Origin of the sequence: Paenibacillus sp. NPDC101420 (assembly GCF_050277435.1) — a bacterium.
In the GTDB taxonomy this organism is placed as follows: Bacteria; Bacillota; Bacilli; order Paenibacillales; family Paenibacillaceae; genus Paenibacillus_AQ.
On record NZ_JBNNSE010000002.1, the window covers coordinates 1,264,880 to 1,286,704 of the forward strand.

A 21,825-nucleotide genomic window follows, 5' to 3' on the forward strand; every position below is an offset into this window, starting at 1 on the left:
CATCCCTTACTTTAGGAGATTCTTTATGAATAATCATATCGCCGTTGATATTGGTGCCTCTAGTGGGCGGTTAGTACGCGGAATACTGCAAGAGGGCGTCCTCACCTTAGAGGAGCTTCATCGGTTTAGCAATCGTTTTATAGCACAAGAGGGTTCTTGTTTTTGGGACATAGATTATTTATTCGATCAGATCATTATAGGGCTTCAGAAAGCCAAGGCTCAAGGAATTACAGCGTGTACGCTGGGTATAGATACATGGGCTGTAGATTATGTACTCGTGGATGCGGAAGGGCATCGTATCCAGGAAGTTTACGCTTATCGTGATCGTAGAACCGATCTGGCTATGGATAAGGTAGCAAAGCACATTTCACCTCAAACCATATATGAAAAGACTGGTATTCAACAGTTATCTTTTAATACGTTGTATCAGCTTTATGTTCACAGTGAAGAAGAAATAGCCCAAGCGGATCAAATCTTACTCGTGCCTGATTATCTGTATTACAGATTAACGGGTCGCAAGATCAATGAGGTTACTAACGCATCTTCAACTCAGTTATTGAATCTAAAGAGTCGAGATTTCGACGATGACCTGTTGGATTTTCTGAATATTAAAAGAGATCAATTCGCTATATTGACTGAACCTGGAGTAATTATTGGCCCCCTCGATGAAGCACTAATTCAGGAATATGATCTTCCGGATTGCCAACTGATCTGTGTAGCCACACATGATACAGCTTCTGCAGTGCTGGGTGCTCCTCTCCAAAAGAACTCAGCGTATATTAGCAGCGGAACATGGTCTTTACTCGGTGTGGAACGAACTCAGCCTCTTAATTCTATGAAAGCCATGGAGGCCAACTATACCAATGAGTGGGGCGCATACGGAACCTACAGATTCCTCAAAAATATTATGGGCCTATGGCTCATCCAAGAGGTTCGCAGGTTGATGAACGAACGATATAGCTTTGCGGAGCTAGCCGAGCTTGCAGAGGGAGAGGAAGGTTTCCGAAGCCTGATCTCTTGTAATGACCCGAGATTTCTCAATCCTTCAAATATGATAGAAGAGATTCGTAATGCCTGCGCAGAGAGCGGGCAGACTGTTCCTGAGACGCCAGGTCAGTTGGCTCGCTGTATTTTTGACAGTTTAGCATTATCGTACCTTACTTACTTGGAAGAACTAGAAGAACTATTAGAAAGCCGAATCGAGGTTCTGCAAATTGTGGGTGGAGGTGCTAACAACAGCCTGTTATGCCAACTGACTGCTGATGTTATAGGCAGAGAAGTTAAGGCTGGCCCAACGGAATCCACAGCACTTGGTAATATAGTGGTGCAGATGATTAGCACGGGAAGCATAACTGATATTAATGAAGCAAGAGATATTATCGCCGAATCATTTGAGATAAAGGCGTATACACCGCGCCCGACCGCCCATCTTGAAGACATTCTAATTCGTTGGAAAGAGCTTCAGTTGTCCAAAATACAACATCAAATCTAATTAAACTTACGCTATATGATTTTAGGAGGAACTACAGCATGGATCAGAGTATTATCACTAGCTATAATGAAGCCAAAAAATTATACGCAGCCCATGGGATTGATGTGGAGAAAGTGCTGGAGCGGCTCGCGCAAATTAAGATTTCCATCCATTGCTGGCAGGGCGATGATGTACAAGGGTTTCTTTTTAAAGATAAAGAACTAAGCGGGGGAATAGCAGTAACAGGAAGTTATCCCGGTCGAGCTGGCACGCCAGATCAATTGCGCCAAGATTTAGAAAAGGCACTATCCCTCATTCCAGGCAAGCATAAAGTAAATTTACATGCGATCTATGCAGATACAGATGAAAAAGTTGATTTAGATGAATTGGAGCCACGCCATTTCCAATCTTGGGTAGACTGGGCGAAGGAGCAGGGGCTGGGTCTTGATTTTAATCCTACTTGCTTCTCACATCCTAAAGCTGCAGACGGTTTTACGCTAAGTCACTCGGACGATGAGATTCGTAACTTCTGGATTAAGCATTGTAAGGCTTCTCGGACGATTGCCGAGCATTTTGGTAAAGAACTGGGTCAACCGTGCGTGACTAACTTTTGGGTACCAGACGGATATAAAGATACACCAGTCGATCGTTTAGGTCCAAGAGTGCGGTTAAAGGAGTCACTGGATGAGATTTTTAGTGTGGAAATAAATCCTCTTTATAATATTGATGCTGTAGAAAGTAAATTGTTCGGAGTCGGTTCTGAGAGTTATGTGGTTGGTTCACATGAGTTCTATATGGGCTATGGTTTAACTCGCGGCAAAGCCATCTGTTTGGATGCCGGACATTTCCATCCTACTGAGATGATCTCAAATAAGCTATCTTCGATTCTTATGTTTAGTGAGCAGCTGCTGCTGCATGTAAGCAGACCCGTCCGTTGGGACAGTGACCACGTTGTAACTATGGATGACGAGCTGCTAGAAATCGCCCGTGAATTGGTACGTGGGGATTTACTCTCCCGAACGAATATCGGACTTGATTTCTTTGATGGCAGTATTAATCATATCGCTGCTTGGGTGATTGGTACACGCAATACCATTAAGGCGTTACTTCGCGCAATGCTCGAACCGGTGGAAGAATTGAAGCGAATCGAGCAGATAGGTGATTACACTTCACGATTAGCGTTGGTGGAAGAATTCAAATCGTATCCATTTGGAGCCGTGTGGGATTATTATTGTGCATCGCAAGATACACCCGTTCGGGAGCAATGGCTGGCTGAAGTGAAGCGTTATGAACAGGAAGTTCTGTCTGCAAGATAGAGTGCTAGAGTGGACATGGAGAGCAAGATATACAAAGGAGAGATTGACAATGAGTACATCTGTATTAGAATCCAAAGGGTATATTGCCAGTAGTGAGGCTCCATTTATTCAGGAAATGTCAGAGATTACCCGTCATATGTGGGAGCTTGGCTGGGATGAGCTGAATGGCGGTAATGTCAGCTATCTGCTGGATGAGAATGAGGTTGCTAAATATATTAACGTTCTAGAGCCACTACGCACCATTAAACTTACCTTCCCTGTAAAAGAATTAGCCGGCAAATACTTCATCGTGACAGGTTCTGGCAAGTATTTCAGAAATGTGATCAAAGATCCGGAAGCCAATCTCGGTGTGCTTCGTGTAAGTGCGAATGGTGAAAGCGTGGAAGTGTTATGGGGATTACGGAACGGCGCTGTACCTACTAGTGAATTGGCTTCCCATTTCATGAGCCATATTGAGCGACTGAAGGTGGACCCTACGCACCGTATCGTACTGCATACACATGCTACGAATGTTATCGCGATGACCTTCACGCATGATTTAGATGAATTGAAGTTTACGAAGACGCTTTGGGAAATGTGCACAGAGTGCCTTGTTGTTTTCCCGGATGGCGTTAGTGTCATTCCATGGATTGTTCCTGGCAGCAGTGAAATCGGCCGTGAAACCGCGAAGAAAATGAAGGATCACCGCCTGGTCATCTGGCCGCAGCACGGGATTTTTGGCACTGGCTCCACTATGGATGCCACCTTTGGTCTAGTTGAGACTGTAGAAAAGGCTGCTACGATCTACAACTTGATTGGCGGAAGAGAAATTAAGCAAAAGATCACGGATCAGCAACTGTGGGATTTAGCTAAGGCGTTTGGAGTAACTCCAAAAGCTGGTATTCTTGAGGTTTAAAAAGTTCGTAATGGGATGAAAACCGGGCGTTCGCAGATTTTGCGAGGTCCGGTTTTTTTTATGATTTTTTCTTACACAAAGAACTTAAAAATTTGCATTTTCCATCTTCTGGGGAGATAATTAGCCTTACTTAAAGTAATCAAATAATCAATTGGAGGTAATATGTATGAACACTGAGCTATTATTTTCACCTATTCAAGTGGGGAATCTTTCGCTGTCAAACCGAATCGTCATGGCGCCGATGACTCGGGTATACTCACCGGATGGTGTACCAGGAAGTAATGTTGCCGCATATTACCGTAGACGGGCAGAAGGTGGAGTAGGATTGATCGTTACCGAGGGTACAGCTATTAATCATCCTTCGGCAGTCAGCCACGCCAATATTCCCAATATACATGAAGAAGCAGCTTTAGAGGGCTGGAAGCAGGTAGTAGAAGAAGTTCACGCAGCTGGAGGTAAGATCATACCCCAATTATGGCATGTGGGAATGGCGCGAACTATAGGGGAAGGTCCAAATGTTGAAGCCCTTCCTATTGGCCCTTCTGGTCTGAATTTAGCAGGAGAACCTGTGACAGAGCCACTTACTACAGCTGAAGTTGAAAGCTTAGTTTCAGCATTTGCTCAAGCAGCAGCGAACGCGAAAAAAGTGGGTTTTGATGGTATCGAGATTCATGGTGCACATGGTTATCTGATAGACCAGTTCTTCTGGGAAGGAACGAACAAACGTACCGATCGTTACGGTGGCGATTTGGTTGGTAGAACTACATTTGCAGTAGAGGTTATTGAAGCTTGCCGTAAAGCGGTTGGGCCAGATTTTCCGATCGTGCTACGCTTCTCTCAATGGAAATTGGGTGCCTATGATGAGAAGTTGGCAAAAAATGCAGATGAGCTCGAAAGATTCCTTACTCCACTTAGCGATGCTGGCGTTGATATTTTCCACTGCTCCACTCGTCGCTTCAGCCAACCTGAATTTGAGGGATCTGAGCTTAATCTCGCAGGGTGGACCAAGAAAATCACGGGGAAACCATCAATTACGGTGGGTTCTATCGGTCTTAACAGTGATTTTTTTGCAGAAGACTCAGCGCAGAAGAAAGAAGATAACATTAATGAATTACTAGAAAGAATGGACCGTGAGGAATTTGATTTGGTTGCTGTGGGCAGAGCATTAATTAGCGATCCGGCTTGGCCTGCCAAAGTTCAAAGTGGAGCAATAGACGAGATTATTCCATTCACGCCTGAATCGACAAAAACTCTATACTAAAGGGACAGAAAAGCGAGTTATGGACAGCTCTGAATTTAGAATAATTTTCATTAAGGGCTAATATTATCATAGATATTAAAAAGCGTAATAGGTAAGGAGGATATGGGTTGATAGATATCACAGAAGTCTTCATAGATACTCTAGCACCGAACAGTGCAGCAATTAAGAACGGGCAAGGACTAGTTAAGAAGAGACGATTCGTCCAATTGAATAAGTCTGAAGACGGAGTGGTTCTGTTTGGTGAATGTGGTGGTAGCGGCAGCAGCAACTATTATCCTTCTGCTGATTTTGTTGTTTCTGACAAACCGGTGATGCGTTGTACTTGTCCAAGTAGGCAGATTCCTTGCAAGCATGTCCTCGGATTGCTATATGCCTATGTAGGCAAGGAGACTTTCGTATCTGCAACGATACCTGAAGATCTTGCTGTTAAACGAGAAAAGATGAGTAAGCGTGAAGAACGAAAATCGGAGCTTGCTGCGGAAGGGGCTAATGTTAAGCCCAAGAAAGTGAACAAGTCCGCACTTAAGAAAAAGATTGGAGCTCAACTGGAGGGCTTGGCTGTACTGGAGAAATTGACCCAATCGCTTATACGTGCAGGACTTGGAACAATAGACGCCAAAGGTGTAAAGGATATTCAGGTGCACGTGAAGATGATGGGCAATTATTATTTAACTGGTGCACAAATTGAATTAAGACGATTAGCTTTATTGCTCTCTTCTTCTGACAATCGTGAGAAAACTTATTCATTAGCAATAGAGCAGCTAACCCGAATTCATGCGTTCATTAAGAAAGGGCGCGCTCATTTAACTTTGAAGCTGGAAGATCCGGATATGTCTTTGAATCATGAATCTACGATTGAAGAATGGCTTGGTCATGCTTGGCAGCTAACGGAGCTTAAGGAATGCGGTCTGATGAGTTCGGATGTAGAGCTGATCCAGCTTTCATTCCTCAGCTATGATGATGAAGCCAGACAGGAATATGTAGACCTCGGCTACTGGATAGAAAAATCTACAGGTGATATACATCGTACGCTCCAATATCGTCCTTATAAAGCAGCTAAATATATTCATGAAGAAGATAGCTTCACTGATGTTGCACTTATTCCTTCCTTCTATCGTTATCCTGGTGACCGGAACCGGAGAGTTCGTTTCGAGAATATGTCAACACGGCCTCTGACTAATCAGGATGTAGAGTGGATCGTTTCTAAGGCAGTTCATTCTTATTCCGACTGCTTCAAGCAGATAAAAAATCAGTTGAAGAATCCGCTAGCGGACAAGAATCCTGTGTTGCTGCAGCATGTGAATAAGATTAGCAAATCGCAGCAAGATCAGTTCGTCATTACGGACGAATCGGGCCAGCATTTGGTGTTAGACCAAATAGTAGCACTCGAGCAGGATACACTTGCACTGTTACAATACTTTACACTCGAAGAATTATCGGATACTACGATGCTGCTTATGTTTGAACATCAACTCGATACAGGACGATTGAAAGCACAACCGTTAACCCTTATCAAAGGGATGGAGATGATCCGTCTCTTATATTAAAAAAATTAAGAAAGCATAAGTTTCACATAAACTTTGGGAGGAATATCCATGAGTACAGCTTTACTACAAGAGCTTCATCAAGAAGTAAACCGGCTGTATATAGCTGGAAGTGAGCTCGCTGCTGAGGATTTCCGCTTAAAGCGGCTATTGCCACAGTTTCAACAGTTAGGTGAACGTGCTCCCATATTCAAAAGGTTAGGAGAGGGAATCGTTGCGGTCATTGAACCAGATCATTCCGAGGGATCTTCCTCTGCTCAGAACCTACAGGAGCTCAGTGTGCTGCTTAGCTCGGTGCTATATACACAGGGGGCGACTTCGCCTGATGGTGAACTGCTTGAGGTGGAAGTCCATCCGGTGAGATTGCCTACTCGGTTCTCATATCGTAAGCTGTCAGCGGTACAGACGGCATTAAAGACTCGCGGGGGAGGACGATATGAGATTATCAAGGAAGCTTTTGAGACAGGACTGTTTCAAGATCTTCGAATGATTCATCCCGCGTTAGCAGCCCTCCAAGATCCATATGTTGAGATCGCCGAGCTTGTAATGAAGCAGATCCTGCCAGCTTATGGGCCTCAGATTATTCCGATCCTTATCGATCAATTTGATCCTGCTGGAGGAATAGTAGAGACGAGAAAGCTGTACGTGATCGCAGTATTAGGTGGTGATAGCGTTAAGGATCTGATCTATCAAGCTGCAGATTCAGGATCAGAAGATGTTCGAGCCATGGCTATTTCTCTGCTCGCAGGTCAGGGACAATATGAAATCGAATTACTGGCTTGGAGTACAGATAAGAAGAAAAAGATTCGCGAAGCTGCCTATAATGCGCTGGCTAAGAGCGACTCGGTAAATGCGGTGAACCGGCTGCATGAGGCATTTACGGGAAAAGATAGTGAACTTGTAGTTCCTGCATTGAGACAATGTCAAGCCCAAGAGCTCACAAAACGACTTGTTGTAGAGTTATCAGATATGCTTCAAACTGTCTCAGAGATTATGGGCGATACGAAGAAGAAAGACGGATTATGGAATAAGGTAGTCCAGTATCTTCGGGTTTTATCTTACAAACGCAGTCCTGAACTAGAGAAACTATATTTTAATGTTCTCGAGCAGTATCCATTATATATGAATCAGCTAAAGTGGAATTCATTGATCGAGGAAGCAAACTCCTATTTTAGACAGATAGATTCTATCGAAGCGAGACGTATATTACAGCAAACACTTGAGCGTGATCTTGTCTACTATAGAAACAATAGAAGATATGTGAATGATGTTTTTAAAGATGCGTATCTCTACTTGTCACCAGAGCGTGTGTATGAACAATATGTTGAAGTTCTAAAGCATTATGCGCCATCTTCAACTAGCAATGCTTCTTCAATGGCGCAGCAACTGCTGCGCACCATATCTGAAGTTGTAGTTCAACGATATCATGGAACTTATGATGCAGTTTGGAATTCACCTGTAGACCAGATTCAATATATGTATAAGGTCGTAATGCAGCCGCCCGAGGTACTGGCTGTTCAATGGGATTCACGGTGGCTTGACGCTTTTATAGAACTGGATCAATACGAACTGGTAAGTGCCTTTGCAAGGCCGGGACATGCCGAAGCAATGCAGTATTTGCTTCGTAAATTGACCGATAATCCTGAATTCCGCCATCGGTTTTCCAATATTCTCTTGATGGGCTTAGCACGTACAGGGATAAATAAACAACATTTGCAAGAAGCTCTCCTAGTGGCTTTGGAAGATGATAGAAATACAGAATGTCGATTAATTGAACCGTATACATTTGAACAGCTATGTCAGCTTCCAGCGAGTTTTGCGAGTCGAATAATAACTGTTCTACCTCGATTTAGTGAGGTTGCAGAAGAACAACTTGAGTATGTCATTCGTCTCATGCAAGGACCATCAAACCCAAATGAAGAGGTGTAGCTAACGATGAGTCAAGAACTATTACAAGATATTATGAGGCTTCCAGCAGAAAGACTGTATGAGCATGAGTTGGAAGCGCTTCGTAAAGCGGACACTGGTAAGGTTCCAGCAGGATGGCAGATGTCGCCCCAATCAGTACTGAAGTTTATCGTTGGCGGTAAAGCAGGGAGTACCGAGATTACACCTAAGTACATTGGTAACAAACGATTAATAGAGATGGCGATAGCCACGCTGGTAACTGATCGTGCACTGCTATTAATCGGTGAGCCGGGTACAGCAAAGTCATGGTTATCTGAGAATTTATCAGCTGCTATATATGGACAATCAGGACTTGTCGTACAAGGTACTGCAGGTACGAGTGAAGAGCAGGTGCGCTATTCGTGGAACTACGCAATGCTGCTTGCACAAGGCCCTACGCCGGAAGCGCTAGTGAAGAGCCCCATTATGCGAGCGATGGAGGATGGGGGCATTGCACGTTTTGAGGAAATATCTCGTTGTGCATCTGAGGTACAGGATGCGTTGATATCCATCTTATCGGAGAAGACGATATCCGTTCCTGAGCTAGGTAAGGAGATGAGTGCGCGCAAAGGCTTCTCGATCATTGCAACAGCTAATACGAGAGACCGTGGTGTAAATGACATGTCAACTGCCTTGAAGCGACGGTTTAATATTATCGTCCTTCCAGCCCCTGCGGATTTGTATACTGAAGTTGAGATTGTGAAGAAACGAGTTCGTGAAATTGCCTCTTCCTACGATTTGCAAGCGGCGCTCCCTGCAGACGAAGCTTTACATAAGGTCGTGACCATCTTCCGTGAGTTGCGTAGCGGGATGACATTGGATAAGAAGGAGAAGGTGAAGTCTCCAGCAGGTGTGATTTCCACAGCTGAAGCGATCTCGCTCTTAACGAATAGTATGGCGCTGGCTGCAAGCTTCGGTAATGGAGAACTGACGGACGAAGATCTGGCCGCAGGGCTGCAAGGTGCCATTGTGAAAGATGATGATAAGGATCAACTTGTCTGGAGAGAGTATCTCGACAATATTATGAAAAAACGTGGCGCAGATTGGCGGGGGTTATATACAGCTTGTAAGGAGATGAACTAGTGGAGAGCGAAACTACTGGAGCTGGCGTGCATATTTTTGGGGTGCGGCATTTGTCTCCTGGTGGTGCGCAGCATCTATTGAGCTTCCTTCATGAAATAGAGCCCACAGCTGTGTTAATTGAGGGTCCATCGGATGCCACACCTGAGATTCGCCATGTCATCAACATGACAACCAAACCTCCTATTGCCATTCTAGCTTTTACGGAGGAAGTTCCTGTGCGTACAGCCCTTTGGCCGCTTGCGCTATATTCCCCCGAATATCAAGCGATGAGATGGGCGGAGCAGCAAGGGGCATATACAGCTTTTATAGATTTACCTTCATCAGTGGTCATCGCGTTACAGGATATACGAACCAAAAGTAGAGATTCTGTTGAACAGAGCGATGAATCTGAAGTTAACAATACGGTTGAGAAGGCTGCTGAAGAAGCATCTCTATATGATAGAGTAGCTGAGCTGGCTGGTGAGCTTGATTATGATATGTATTGGGAGCGCAATTTCGAACACAACACTAACAAAGGTGCATATCAGGAAGCAATTATTTCCTTCTCATCCCAAATGCGTCAGATTTCTGAAGAAAATGAGAGACATAACAACGTAATAGAATATGCACACAATACTATACGTGAAGCTTATATGCGTCGTCAGATTCAGGATACAATCGCTGCTGGCCATCAACCAAATAAGATCGTTGTTGTATGTGGAGCATACCATGCAGCGGCGCTTGCTGATCTGGCATCTGGTATGTCAGATGAGGAAATAGATGCTCTTCCTTCTCTAAATTCGAAGCTAACACTTATGCCCTACACGTACTATAAGTTATCTTCTTTGTCTGGCTACGGAGCAGGTAACCTCGCTCCTCATTATTATCAAATGATGTGGGAACGTATGATGAATGGCTCACTTGAAGACTTGCCGAATCATTATCTGTCTACCGTAGCCAGATACTTGCGTAATACAGGGACACACCGTTCCACAGCGGAAATTATCGAAGCCGTTCGCTTAGCTGAATCATTAGCTGCCCTTCACGGTGGAAGTGCTCCGACGTTAAGAGATCTAAGAGATGCTGCGCTGACTTTACTGGGGCGTGGAGAGCTAAGTGTGATCGCAGAAGCGCTTGCTCGTACAGATATCGGTACTGCTATTGGTGAGTTGGCAGAGGGGATTAGTCAGACGCCGATTCAAGATGATCTGAATCGGCAATTAAAGCGCTTGAAGCTTGAGAAATATAAAACCCCAGTGGCAAATGATCTTGAACTAGATCTCCGAGAGAACCGAAGAGTGTCTTCTGAGGAAGCAGCTTATTTAGACTTAAATCGTTCCTTTCTTTTTCATAGGCTCAGATTACTTGGGATCGATCTAGTGAATATAAGAGCAAGTGGTCAGACTGGCGCAACGTGGGCAGAGCATTGGGTAATGAAGTGGTCTCCTGAAGTTGAGATCCAGGTCGTTGAATCTACGCTACTTGGGGAAACAATTGAGATTGCTTCAGCTTATGTATTGCAACAAAAATTAGATGGCAGCAGTACCATTGCGGAAGCGTCAGCACTTATTCGAACGGCTTATGAGTGTGGAATGATACACCAGATGGAAGCGGGACGGCAGACGCTTCAGCGTCTAGCTGTTGATACTCGAGATGTGGTGCAGATTGCTGCTTCCATTCATGAGTTATCTCTTCTGATTCAATATGGCGATGTTCGACGGATTGATACCAAGCCGCTCATTCCTTTGCTTGAACAACTGTTCAGACGAGCCTGTCTGTTCTTGCTGGATGCGAGCCAATGTAACGATGAGGCTTCAGGTGAGATGCTTAAAGCTATGAACATACTGAATCAGGCAGCTATTGCGCATAGTGAGGAATTAGATGAGCTGTTGTGGATACAAGAGCTGAAACACTTGTCAGAGAGGGATGACTGCAATCCGCGTTTATCTGGAGTGGCGTGTTCCATTTTATTGGAGCGTAATGCGATGACTGCACAGCAATGTTCAGAAGAAGTATCGAGGCGTCTGTCGCCAGGTATACCCGCAGAACTTGGAGCAGGCTGGTTCGAAGGGATGTCTATGCGTAATCGATATGTACTGTTGTCTCGATTAAGTCTGTGGGAACAATTGAATGAGTATATTAATTCATTAGATGATGAAGAATTTGTACGTGCATTAGTATTTTTACGGCGTGCTTTCAGCACCTTTGAACGAAGAGAAAAGACGATGATTGCCGAACTTCTAGGGGAGTTGTGGGGCGTGAATACCGAGCAGGCTGCTGAGATTCTGACGGGTGAGCTGAAGGAGGCCGAAGCGAAGATGATTGAGGATTTGAATGAATTTGACTTTGGAGATATATGACGATGAGTACATCCGTGGATTCAAGTGTTGTAGCTCGGTGGCGCCTTATTCTTGGTCAGTCTGCAGAAGAGCAATTGACGGTTTCTAGCGGAAACGCAAGTATTCACCTGTCTGAAGATGAACTCATCATGGACCAAGCACTGTCTGCTATCTATGATGAGACGAGCGATATCGTAAATAGTGGTGCTGCTAACTCTTCGGCTACAGGACAAAGAGGAGCGGGATCAGGTAAATCTGCACCCCGGTTGGCAAAATGGTTAGGAGATGTTCGCAATTTCTTCCCAGAGGATATCGTATCGGTTATTCAACATGATGCGATGGAGCGGAAGGGCTGGAAGCAATTATTGTTTGAGCCGGAAGTTCTGGCAACAGTGAAGCCTGATATACAGCTAGTAGGTACACTACTTTCGCTAAAAGGGAAAATTCCTGAGAAGACAAAAGATACGGCTCGCCTGTTAGTGAAGGCGGTTGTGGATGATCTTGTAAAGCGTATGGAGGAAGATCTGCGTCGGGCGGTGACGGGTGCACTGAATCGCAGAGAGCATTCTCCATTACCGTCACTTAGTGGTATAGACTGGACACGGACGATAAAACGCAATCTGAAGCATTATGATGCAGAGCGACAACAGATTATCCCTGAGAGATTCTACTTTTATGATCGGGCAAGACGAAGTAAGGAATGGACAGTCATTGTGGATATCGATCAGAGTGGTTCTATGGCAGAATCAATTATTTGGGCTTCAGTAGTTGGTTCTATTTTTGCAAGCATCCCATCGCTAAGTACCCGAGTAGTTGTATTTGATACAGAGGTCGTTGATCTGACAGAGCAATGTGCGAACGATCCTGTTGACATGTTATTCGGGATTCAGTTAGGTGGCGGTACAGATATACAAAAGTCTGTTGCTTATTGCGAACAGTTTATCGATCAACCGAAGAAGACATTATTTATCGTTATTTCGGATCTTTATGAAGGTGGGAACCAGGCAGGCTTAATCCGTCGTATGCGTCATCTGAAGGAATCTGGAGTTAGAACGATGTGCTTGCTGGCTTTATCTGATGAAGGCAAACCTTTCTATGATGAGCATGTGGCGAGATCTTTGACTCGCGATGGAACGCCCTGTTTTGCGTGTACACCTGCACTGCTGCCACAGTTAGTAGAAGGTGCACTAAAAGGACAAGATCTTACTGAATTAGCAAAAAAACTTGGGACAAAAGGGATATAACAAGAGTCGTCCTATTACAAGTTTCATAAAAAGTGATATTCAGACAAGAACTGTGATTCATTACAGTTTTTGTGGCGTATATAAATATCATACCCCCCTTTATAGAATATATTTTGGCCCTGTCGCTCGTCGGCAGGGTATTTTTTTTATGGAAGTCTTTAGAAGCGCTATTATCCTGACCTATTAAAATTTTCTTTGAGAGTATGCTCTGCTCTCACGCTGTGGTAAAATAGACCTGATTTTTTAAAAAAATACGCAAGTTAAGTTTTTACTTGATAAACCTAAATCACTGCATATTGGGATGGACATCTAAGATGGATGTAATGTTATAGAATGTGCTATAATTTTATATTAGGTTAAAACATCAATAAGCTACATTTGAGATAGAGGACGTGAAAACAGCATGACTAAGGGGAACCATAACTCACCGGACTTAAAATCCGGCAAGGGTTCGAAAGATTATTCGAAATATTTTGATTTTAGCGATGCGAAGGTAATTAGTGAAGAAGAAGGTAAGATTACTTATCGGATTAAAGGAAGAAACGTTCAAATTAATAGCCAGCCTGATTATAAAGAAGGAAAACGGCGTGGCAAGGAAGAAATAGAAGTGCATTATGATTTCGAGATTCCTGAAGAGATGCAGAATTTCGGAGTAGACAAATATTATCATATAACGACTTATGGCTGCCAAATGAATGAGCATGACACGGAAACGATGAAGGGCCTGTTGGAACAGATGGGCTACAAAAGCGTCGATGATCGGAATCATGCGGATCTCATTCTGCTCAATACTTGTGCGATTCGCGAGAATGCCGAGGATAAGGTGTTTGGAGAGCTTGGTCACCTTAAGAACTTGAAGATTGAGAAGCCAGGTCTTTTGCTGGGCGTGTGTGGCTGCATGTCGCAGGAGGAAGGCGTAGTTAATCGAATTATGTCTAAGCATGGATTCGTGGATATGATCTTCGGTACGCATAATATTCACCGTCTGCCACACCTCATTAAAGAAGCTGTATTCAGTAAAGAGCTTGTGGTGGAGGTATGGTCTAAAGAGGGCGATATTATTGAGAACTTACCGAAAAAACGTGAAGGCATGCGGGCTTGGGTAAACATTATGTATGGCTGTGATAAGTTCTGTACGTACTGTATCGTACCTTTTACACGAGGAAAAGAACGCAGCCGCCGTCCGGAGGACGTTATTGCTGAAGTAAGAGAGCTCGCGCGTCAAGGATTCAAGGAAGTGACTTTGCTGGGGCAGAACGTAAACGCATACGGTAAGGATTTTACAGACATCGATTACACCTTTGGTGACCTAATGGATGATATGCGTTTAATTGATATTCCGCGCATCCGCTTTATGACATCGCATCCACGTGATTTTGACGATAAATTGATTGAAGTACTCGGCAAAGGCGGCAACCTGGTGGAGCATATCCATCTACCGGTTCAATCGGGAAGTACTGCCGTACTTAAGAAAATGAGTCGCAAATATACTCGTGAAGCTTATCTGGAGTTAGTTCGTAAGATCAAGATAAGTGTGCCTAATGCGGTATTAAGTACCGATATTATCGTTGGTTTCCCTGGTGAGACGGATGAGCAATTCGAAGATACTCTTTCGCTAGTGCGCGAGGTTGGGTATGATATGGCATATACGTTCATTTATTCACCTCGTGAAGGTACCCCTGCAGCTGCTATGGAGGACAATGTACCGATGTCAGTGAAGAGCGAACGTCTGCAAAGACTCAATGATCTCATTAAAGAGAATAGTCGGATCATTAATGACCGTATGCTAGGTGAAGTCGTCGAGGTACTGGTAGAAGGCGAGAGTAAGAATAACTCGGAAGTCCTTTCTGGCCGTTCCCGTGCGAACAAGCTGGTCCATTTTGAAGGGTCGAAGGAGCTTATTGGCACATTTGTAAAAGTGAGAATTACAGATACCAAAACATGGTACATCAAAGGGGATATTGTGGCAGAAGCTGCTGCTGTTCATTAATCATCACATACGAATGGGGAGATGGCTTGTGAGTACAGAGGAACAACGTTTGAATAAATATGGAATGAAGACTTATAATACCCGTGACTTGATCGTACGCGAGGATATTATGGGTAAAGCCAAAGAACTGGCTACATTGATCTCGACAAGTGAAGAAGTAAAGCATTTTCAGCAGGCTGAGCAAAAAATCCTGAACCACGAGCGTGTACAAGGCCTGATTGCAACGATTAAGAAAAAGCAGAAGGAGATTGTTGCCTTCGAAAGCTTTAAAAATAAAGATATGGTAGCCAAGATCGAGCGTGAAATTGAAGTGTTGCAGGATGAAATTGACGGCATTCCAGTCGTGAACGAATTTCAGCAGAGCCAGAGTGACATCAATTATCTACTCCAGCTTGTCATTTCCGTGATTAGAGATACCGTTTCGGAAAAAATAAATGTGGAAGCCGGCACCGAGGCGCCTCCGACCACATGCGGATAACCCACACTCAGTTTAGGGGGCGGATGCAGATCCGCCCCTTTAAGTTTCACACTATACATAATCCTAATCTTTCTATGTCCAGTTGTTGATTTTAGAAGTTAAGGTTTGGTACATTTAAAGATACGAATTAGTAAAATTATAGCTTCGGAAAAGGATGGGGCAAATATGAGCGAAAATGGGGAACAAACCTATAACGCCAAAAAATATCGTACACCGGACGGAGTTCCGGCCGACATCGTAATGTTTACACTGACCAAACGCGAACGTAAGACGGTCACGAAGACGCTTCCCTTACGTGAGCTTAAGGTAATGTTAATTAGACGAAAGAAATGGCCATGTGCTGGAATGTGGGCTCTCCCAGGCGGATTCTGTCAGGAGGATGAGTCCATTTATGCTGCGGCTACACGTGAACTCAAAGAAGAGACTGGTGTAGATGGTGGTCATTTGGAATATCTGGGCGTTTACAGTACACCAGGCCGCGACCCTCGCGGATGGATTATCAGTCATGCTTTTTTTGCCCTTGTAGAAGAATGGATGTTGGAGCAAAGACAAGCTTCGGATGATGCTGGCGAGGTAGGTTTATTTACATTGCAGGAAGCACTTGAAGAGCTGGAGCTCGCTTTTGACCACCATGATATCATCAAGGATGCATACTTGCGTATTCAACAACAAATGCTTCAGACTACGATTGCAAGACAGTTTTTACCTAGACATTTTACCCTTAGTGAGCTCTATCAAGTCATTCAAACGGTAGTGCCGGAATTTAAGGAACCGAATTTTATTCGTAAAATCACTTCAACACGTAGTCGTCAGGGTATATTAAAAGAAGTAAGAGATGAAGAGGGAAATGCGCTTAGTTCAAATCAATACTCCCAGCGTCCCGCACAGCTCTATATGTTCACAGATCATGAGCCTTTGTTATCCATCTACACGTAGTGGCTTAAATCAGGAGAGGGGATTAATCTCATGAAAGCACTAATAGTGATCGACTTTACGAATGATTTTGTTAACGGAAATCTGCCGGTTGGTCAGCCAGCCGTAGATATCGAGCCTAGAATCAGCCAATTAACGTCGGAGTTTGTCCAAAGTGGCGATTATGTCGTTATGGCCGTGGATTTACATGAAGAGAATGACCCTTACCATCCGGAGAGCAAACTTTTTCCTCCTCATAATATAAGCGGGAGTGAAGGACGTGAGTTGTTCGGAAGTTTGAAATCTGTGTATGAACACAACCGCGATTCCATCTATTGGATGGACAAAACGCGTTATAGCGCTTTTAGTGGAACTGATCTGGAAATAAAGCTGCGGGAGCGTGGCATTACTGAACTTCATTTAATTGGGGTCTGCACCGATATTTGTGTACTGCACACAGCAGTGGATGCATATAACAAAGGGTTTGCAATTATTGTGCACGAAGATGCAGTTGCCAGCTTTAATCCAAATGGACATACTTGGGCGTTAGAACATTTCCGGGGAAGTTTAGGAGCAGACGTTGTTAAGGCATAATACTAGAACAGAACATACACATATAGCAGCGTAGATATTAGGAGATGAGGACTTGAGAAGAGAACTTGCGCTACATACTGATAAATATCAGATCAATATGATGTACGCTCACTGGGTGAATGGAACTCATAAACGGAAGGCTGTATTTGAGGCTTATTTCCGGAAGCTACCTTTCGGTAACGGCTATGCTGTGTTCGCAGGTTTAGAGCGTATTGTTGGTTATATCGGCGGTTTACGGTTTACCGAAGATGATATCCGTTATTTGTCTGAGCAAGAAGAAAACTATGCTCCCGCTTTTTTGGAGGAACTGTTGCAGTTTCATTTTCAGGGAACCGTTCATTCGATGAAAGAAGGCGCTTTGATTTTTCCAGATGAGCCATTAATCCGTGTGGAAGGGACAATTATGGAGGCTCAGCTGGTGGAGACAGCCATTCTGAACTTCATGAACTACCAGACGTTGATCGCTACTAAGGCTTCACGAATTAAGCAGGTGGCTCCGAATGACATCTTGCTGGAGTTTGGTACCCGGCGTGCGCAAGAAGCAGATGCAGCGGTGTGGGGGGCTAGAGCAGCTTATATTGGCGGCTTTGATGCTACTTCTAACATGCTCGCAGGCAAAATGTTTAGTATTCCGACCAAGGGAACACATGCACATTCCTGGGTTCAGAGCTTTGGCAGCGAGCAGGAGGCTTTTGATGCCTATGCTAAGGTGATGCCGGACGAAGTTACGCTATTGGTCGACACCTTCGATACACTCCGTAGTGGGGTGCCTAATGCAATCAATACAGCCAAGAAGCTTGAGGCACAAGGTAAAAAAATGGTCGGTATCCGTTTGGATAGCGGTGACTTGGCTTATCTATCTCGTCAAGCGCGTAAGATGTTGGATGATGCTGGCCTGGATTATGTGAAGATAGTCGCTTCCAACGATTTGGATGAGAACACGATCATGGATCTGAAGCTGCAAGGCGCAGCAATTGATACTTGGGGTGTGGGTACACAACTAATCACCGCCTCTGACCAACCCTCTCTGGGTGGCGTCTACAAGCTGGTGGAAATTGAATCCGCTACTGGAGAAATGATCCCGACGATCAAGATTTCCTCCAATCCTGAAAAAGTATCCACGCCTGGCAAGAAGGACGTATTCCGGATCATCGGTAAAAATGGCAAAGCGCTTGCGGATTATATCTGCTTTCCAGAAGAGGAAGCTCCACGTAACGGTGCGCGGTTGAAGCTGTTTAATCCGCTGCATCCATACATGCATAAGTATGTCGAGCGTTATGAGGCATTGCCTATGCTAGAACCGATATACGTTAACGGATTTCAAGTGTATACTTTGCCGGATTTGAATGAGGTTCGCCGTTATCATCGGGAGCAAAAGGACCTATTCTGGCCGGAGTATCAACGTAAGCTGAATCCCGAAGTATATCGGGTGAATTTAAGTGAAAAGGTCTGGACTAGCAAGCAGCAGTTAATCGCTGAGCATATACGACCGGATATTGAATAGATTTTGCAGGATTAATTCTGTCAACAGTGTTAACGCGGGAGAGTGATATACCCGCGTTTTTTTGTTTTTTCGGAGGCTTGTAAATAAGGAGGAGAACTTAATGGAAAAGGGGAAGCTTGCTTTAGCGCCGAACAGGAACGTTAAGCCAGGTGAAATCATTACTTTCGGCACGTATTCACAATCGAAGGATGGTAAAGCGCTGCCGATTGAATGGCGTGTTCTCCATAACTCAGGTAGCGAACTGTTCGTTTTGAGCGAGTACATTTTGGAATGCAAGAGGTATCACGGCAAGAGCGCAGATATTAAATGGCGTGATTGCGTGGATATTACGTGGCACGACTGTGATTTGCGTGAGTGGCTGAACGATGAATTCTATAACAGTGCATTCAATGCTGCCGAGAAGGAATTAATAAAGACGACCCGTTGCTCAGATAACGGAGAGGGTACCCCAGATACAGAGGACAATGTTTTTTTGCTTAGCGTTGATGAAATAAAGGCATTCTCAGAGGTACACGGCAAAGAGCTACGGCGTGCGGTTGGCACGGAATTTGCTAAAATGAAAAAGTATGATGGATGCAGCTTATACGTATATGATAAAACGGATAAAGATAACTATATAATCAAAGACGGCGAAGAAGTTGGCTGCTCTTGGTGGTGGCTGCGAACACAGGGAAACAAACCTTCACGTGCGTTTTTTGTCGGACCGAGTTACAGTATTCGCAGCTATGCGAATGTCAGTGTAGCCCGTGACGGCGTCCGTCCCGCTATGGTAATTAATCTTCCACGATAAAGACAATCGGTTTTGAGTGGCAATAATTAAAAAGAGGCGTATCCCTCTCTTCACGAATGTGAAGAACAAGGGATACACCTCTTTTTATTAAGTATTGTTAATACACACTGGAAGATCTTGTATCTCAATTATTAAACATCTAAAGCTTGCAATTTAAAAAGAGATTCTCGATTTCCAAAGATCGACTTCTTGGTGCCTGCAAAATTACACATCCCATTATTATAACTACAGTCCGATAAACATATTTCTACTAAACGGCCCCCAGTTTGCCCCTGTGTACCCTGATCTCCCCTCTAAATTAACAAAACAAGGGAGCAAGATATACAGAACACCCATAGTAGCATTTGTATTGAAGGTCATAACAAATCTCATTTTTGAATTATCAATTGCAGCTATCATACCCTTATCAGCACGAATTGTATTCTCTCTAGTAAGGGCCTCTCCCATTCCTACACTAGCTATGTCATTTGGATTTGGCATATTACTTCTTATCCAATAATTCGAAATATTTGTTGCAGATGCTAAATCCGCAGGTTGATCGTAAGTAACTAAAATTTGATTCAAAGCAATTTGTCTTGCCTCCACTACGACAGGATGAGGCATCACCATTTCTCTATCGTCAACAGTTGTATTCCTCATCCTATTGGGATAAATCATAGTAGAATTATTATACATAGACATTCTGTTCCCTCCATTATTAATTACAATAGTCATTTGTCACGAGTCATTGTATGTAAAGGAGTCATGATTAGTGTTAGATAAACGAATATACAAAAAAAAGCGCGGGAGAGTGATGTTCCTGCGTTTTTTTGTTTTTTGTCAAAACGAAAAAGTCCGATGGATTCATAACCAAAGACGGCGAAGAAGTTGGCCGCTCAAGGTGGTGGCTGCGAGCACCTTTTGAACGGCAACAATTAAAAGAGGCGTATCCCTCTCTTCACGAATGTGAAGAACAAGGGATACACCTCTTTTTGATACATGGGTCCGAGCTAGAACCTTTAATTCTTTTTCTTGAATTTTAAGAACGACCAAATCGTAAGCATCAACAGAACTGCTAGGCATGTTCCTATACTGATACGGTTCTGAACATCGAAGAGAAAAGAAACCGCGATAACAGTTAAACAAACCAGTGTAACAACGGTTATATAAGGAAATCCCCATACCTTAAAGGTTGGTTCTTTCGGATAGGATTTTCTTAGTTTAAGTTGTGACATACAAATGCTGATCCATACGAGAATAACCACAAAGCCTGGAACAGCCATTAGCAAACGGAACAATCCATCCTGGGCGAAGTACGCTAACAAGGAACCAATAACAAGAACAACGGCACAGAGCTTCAGACTGTTGATGGGTACACCTTTTGCAGAGGTTTTTGCCAAGCTGCGTGGTGCTTCGCCCTGTGACGCCATAGAATGCAGCATCCGAGTGGCGCCATAAATACCAGAATTGGCAGCAGAGAGCACCGCTGTAATCAGAATAAAGTTCATGATGTGATCGGCACCCTTAAGTCCTGTTGCGGCTAATACCTGAACAAACGGGCTTGTATGCTCATTCAGTTGATTCCAGGGTATTAATCCACAGATGATTAGGATCGGTAAGGTATAGAACAGAATAACGCGCAGAATGAAGCTTTTGACAACCTTAGGTAAGACCTTCTCTGCATCCTGTGTCTCCGTCAAGGTTAGCCCAATCAACTCTGACCCACCGTAGGAGAACATGACGACAAGAAGGGCAGAGAAAATGGGGGCCCAGCCTCTCGGGAGAAATCCACCATAGTCTGTAAAGTTGTGTAAGTAAGGCGTAGCCTCTGACATAGGCAACAGTCCAAAAATTAATGAGCTTCCTAAGATAATGAAGATGATGATCATTGCGATTTTGATCCCGGCTAACCAAAACTCCGTTTCTCCATAACCACCTACACTCATCATGTTGATGCCGATAATTAGAGCTCCACTTGCAAGACTGAGCAGCCATAAAGGAACATCCGGTAACCAGTATTGCAAGAAGCTGCCCGCTGCCAGCACTTCAATTACACAAACGGTCAACCACATGAAGCAATATAACCAGCCCACGATAAAGGAGAGTCGTTCTCCAAAAGCCTCACGGATGAAGTCCTTCATATTCCTATTCGGGTACACCGTAGCCATTTCGGCTATTGCCCCCATGACCACTAAGAGTAGCAGGCCTGCTAATACATAAGTAAGAATTACCGCAGGTCCGGCAATGCTTATGGTCTCAGAACTTCCTTTAAAAATCCCCGTACCGATTACTCCGCCCATCGCCATAAAGCTGATATGCCGAGGAAGCAATTTCTTCTGTAATGATGCTTCGTTTGACTTCACAATTAATGCCTCCTAAGCTGTCTTCGAAAAATTACACCAAGCATCAGTTTATCCTGAAACGGACTAGTTGAAAAGTAAAAATAACACACATTTTTATGAAGAGGCATGACTTTTCACTGGAGTGTGATATTTATCA

At 44.0% G+C, this 21,825-nt stretch carries 17 protein-coding genes; 15 read left to right on the forward strand and 2 right to left on the reverse strand.

The window, feature by feature from the left end:
* Nucleotides 1–25: 25 nt before the first annotated feature.
* From rhaB to ACQKMP_RS14735, 15 genes are all read left to right on the forward strand, one after another.
* A complete protein-coding gene (gene rhaB / locus ACQKMP_RS14665; RefSeq protein WP_427469636.1) occupies nt 26–1,492 on the forward strand; it encodes a rhamnulokinase in 1,467 nt (488 codons plus the stop codon).
* 38 nt (nt 1,493–1,530) lie between these two features.
* Nucleotides 1,531–2,787 carry an L-rhamnose isomerase gene (rhaA, locus tag ACQKMP_RS14670; protein WP_427469637.1) on the forward strand — a complete coding sequence of 419 codons (1,257 nt, stop codon included), beginning with the start codon at nt 1,531–1,533 and terminating at the stop codon, nt 2,785–2,787.
* A gap of 49 nt (nt 2,788–2,836) precedes the next feature.
* Nucleotides 2,837–3,682, forward strand: a complete 846-nt coding sequence (rhaD, locus tag ACQKMP_RS14675; protein WP_042128469.1) for a rhamnulose-1-phosphate aldolase — start codon at nt 2,837–2,839, stop codon at nt 3,680–3,682.
* Between the two features lie 166 nt (nt 3,683–3,848).
* Nucleotides 3,849–4,943, forward strand: a complete 1,095-nt coding sequence (locus ACQKMP_RS14680; protein ID WP_427469638.1) for an NADH:flavin oxidoreductase — start codon at nt 3,849–3,851, stop codon at nt 4,941–4,943.
* 107 nt (nt 4,944–5,050) lie between these two features.
* A complete protein-coding gene (locus tag ACQKMP_RS14685) occupies nt 5,051–6,490 on the forward strand; it encodes an SWIM zinc finger family protein (protein WP_427469639.1) in 1,440 nt (479 codons plus the stop codon).
* 48 nt (nt 6,491–6,538) lie between these two features.
* Complete coding sequence (locus ACQKMP_RS14690; RefSeq protein ID WP_427469640.1) at nt 6,539–8,416, forward strand: HEAT repeat domain-containing protein; 1,878 nt, start codon at nt 6,539–6,541, stop codon at nt 8,414–8,416.
* A gap of 6 nt (nt 8,417–8,422) precedes the next feature.
* Nucleotides 8,423–9,517: an ATP-binding protein gene (locus ACQKMP_RS14695; RefSeq protein WP_076298824.1), complete on the forward strand. Its 1,095-nt coding sequence runs from the start codon at nt 8,423–8,425 to the stop codon at nt 9,515–9,517.
* Complete coding sequence (locus tag ACQKMP_RS14700; RefSeq protein ID WP_427469641.1) at nt 9,517–11,856, forward strand: DUF5682 family protein; 2,340 nt, start codon at nt 9,517–9,519, stop codon at nt 11,854–11,856. The genes ACQKMP_RS14695 and ACQKMP_RS14700 overlap by 1 nt, the downstream gene beginning before the upstream one ends.
* Before the next feature lie 2 nt (nt 11,857–11,858).
* On the forward strand, nt 11,859–13,079 hold the full coding sequence (locus ACQKMP_RS14705; RefSeq protein ID WP_427469642.1) for a VWA domain-containing protein: 1,221 nt from the start codon (nt 11,859–11,861) through the stop codon (nt 13,077–13,079).
* A gap of 403 nt (nt 13,080–13,482) precedes the next feature.
* Nucleotides 13,483–15,069, forward strand: coding sequence for a tRNA (N6-isopentenyl adenosine(37)-C2)-methylthiotransferase MiaB (miaB, locus tag ACQKMP_RS14710; RefSeq protein ID WP_042188958.1), 1,587 nt, complete (start codon nt 13,483–13,485; stop codon nt 15,067–15,069).
* Nucleotides 15,070–15,097: 28 nt separating this feature from the next.
* Entirely contained in the window at nt 15,098–15,547 is a 450-nt protein-coding gene (locus tag ACQKMP_RS14715; protein ID WP_042188957.1) for a RicAFT regulatory complex protein RicA family protein, read from the forward strand.
* Between the two features lie 165 nt (nt 15,548–15,712).
* A complete protein-coding gene (locus ACQKMP_RS14720) occupies nt 15,713–16,483 on the forward strand; it encodes an NUDIX domain-containing protein (protein ID WP_042128449.1) in 771 nt (256 codons plus the stop codon).
* A 30-nt stretch (nt 16,484–16,513) separates the two neighbouring features.
* Nucleotides 16,514–17,053, forward strand: coding sequence for a cysteine hydrolase family protein (locus ACQKMP_RS14725; RefSeq protein ID WP_405174306.1), 540 nt, complete (start codon nt 16,514–16,516; stop codon nt 17,051–17,053).
* A 52-nt stretch (nt 17,054–17,105) separates the two neighbouring features.
* Complete coding sequence (locus tag ACQKMP_RS14730; protein WP_076283476.1) at nt 17,106–18,557, forward strand: nicotinate phosphoribosyltransferase; 1,452 nt, start codon at nt 17,106–17,108, stop codon at nt 18,555–18,557.
* 100 nt (nt 18,558–18,657) lie between these two features.
* Entirely contained in the window at nt 18,658–19,347 is a 690-nt protein-coding gene (locus tag ACQKMP_RS14735) for a DUF6273 domain-containing protein (protein WP_427469643.1), read from the forward strand.
* 225 nt (nt 19,348–19,572) lie between these two features.
* Here ACQKMP_RS14735 and ACQKMP_RS14740 read toward each other — a convergent pair whose 3' ends face one another.
* Both ACQKMP_RS14740 and ACQKMP_RS14745 read right to left on the reverse strand, forming a co-directional pair.
* On the reverse strand, nt 19,573–20,028 hold the full coding sequence (locus tag ACQKMP_RS14740) for a hypothetical protein (protein ID WP_331281383.1): 456 nt from the start codon (nt 20,026–20,028) through the stop codon (nt 19,573–19,575).
* A gap of 317 nt (nt 20,029–20,345) precedes the next feature.
* Nucleotides 20,346–21,689, reverse strand: coding sequence for an amino acid permease (locus tag ACQKMP_RS14745; RefSeq protein WP_042188951.1), 1,344 nt, complete (start codon nt 21,687–21,689; stop codon nt 20,346–20,348).
* Nucleotides 21,690–21,825 lie beyond the last annotated feature (136 nt).

Bases quoted from the DNA above. Each gene is read 5' to 3' on its own strand.
- ACQKMP_RS14690 (WP_427469640.1), top strand. From the start codon at position 6,539: ATGAGTACAGCTTTACTACAAGAGCTTCATCAAGAAGTAAACCGGCTG.
- ACQKMP_RS14735 (WP_427469643.1), top strand. From the start codon at position 18,658: ATGGAAAAGGGGAAGCTTGCTTTAGCGCCGAACAGGAACGTTAAGCCA.
- ACQKMP_RS14680 (WP_427469638.1), top strand. From the start codon at position 3,849: ATGAACACTGAGCTATTATTTTCACCTATTCAAGTGGGGAATCTTTCG.
- ACQKMP_RS14725 (WP_405174306.1), top strand. From the start codon at position 16,514: ATGAAAGCACTAATAGTGATCGACTTTACGAATGATTTTGTTAACGGA.
- ACQKMP_RS14720 (WP_042128449.1), top strand. From the start codon at position 15,713: ATGAGCGAAAATGGGGAACAAACCTATAACGCCAAAAAATATCGTACA.
- ACQKMP_RS14705 (WP_427469642.1), top strand. From the start codon at position 11,859: ATGAGTACATCCGTGGATTCAAGTGTTGTAGCTCGGTGGCGCCTTATT.
- rhaB (WP_427469636.1), top strand. From the start codon at position 26: ATGAATAATCATATCGCCGTTGATATTGGTGCCTCTAGTGGGCGGTTA.
- miaB (WP_042188958.1), top strand. From the start codon at position 13,483: ATGACTAAGGGGAACCATAACTCACCGGACTTAAAATCCGGCAAGGGT.
- ACQKMP_RS14695 (WP_076298824.1), top strand. From the start codon at position 8,423: ATGAGTCAAGAACTATTACAAGATATTATGAGGCTTCCAGCAGAAAGA.
- rhaD (WP_042128469.1), top strand. From the start codon at position 2,837: ATGAGTACATCTGTATTAGAATCCAAAGGGTATATTGCCAGTAGTGAG.
- rhaA (WP_427469637.1), top strand. From the start codon at position 1,531: ATGGATCAGAGTATTATCACTAGCTATAATGAAGCCAAAAAATTATAC.
- ACQKMP_RS14740 (WP_331281383.1), bottom strand. From the start codon at position 20,028: ATGTCTATGTATAATAATTCTACTATGATTTATCCCAATAGGATGAGG.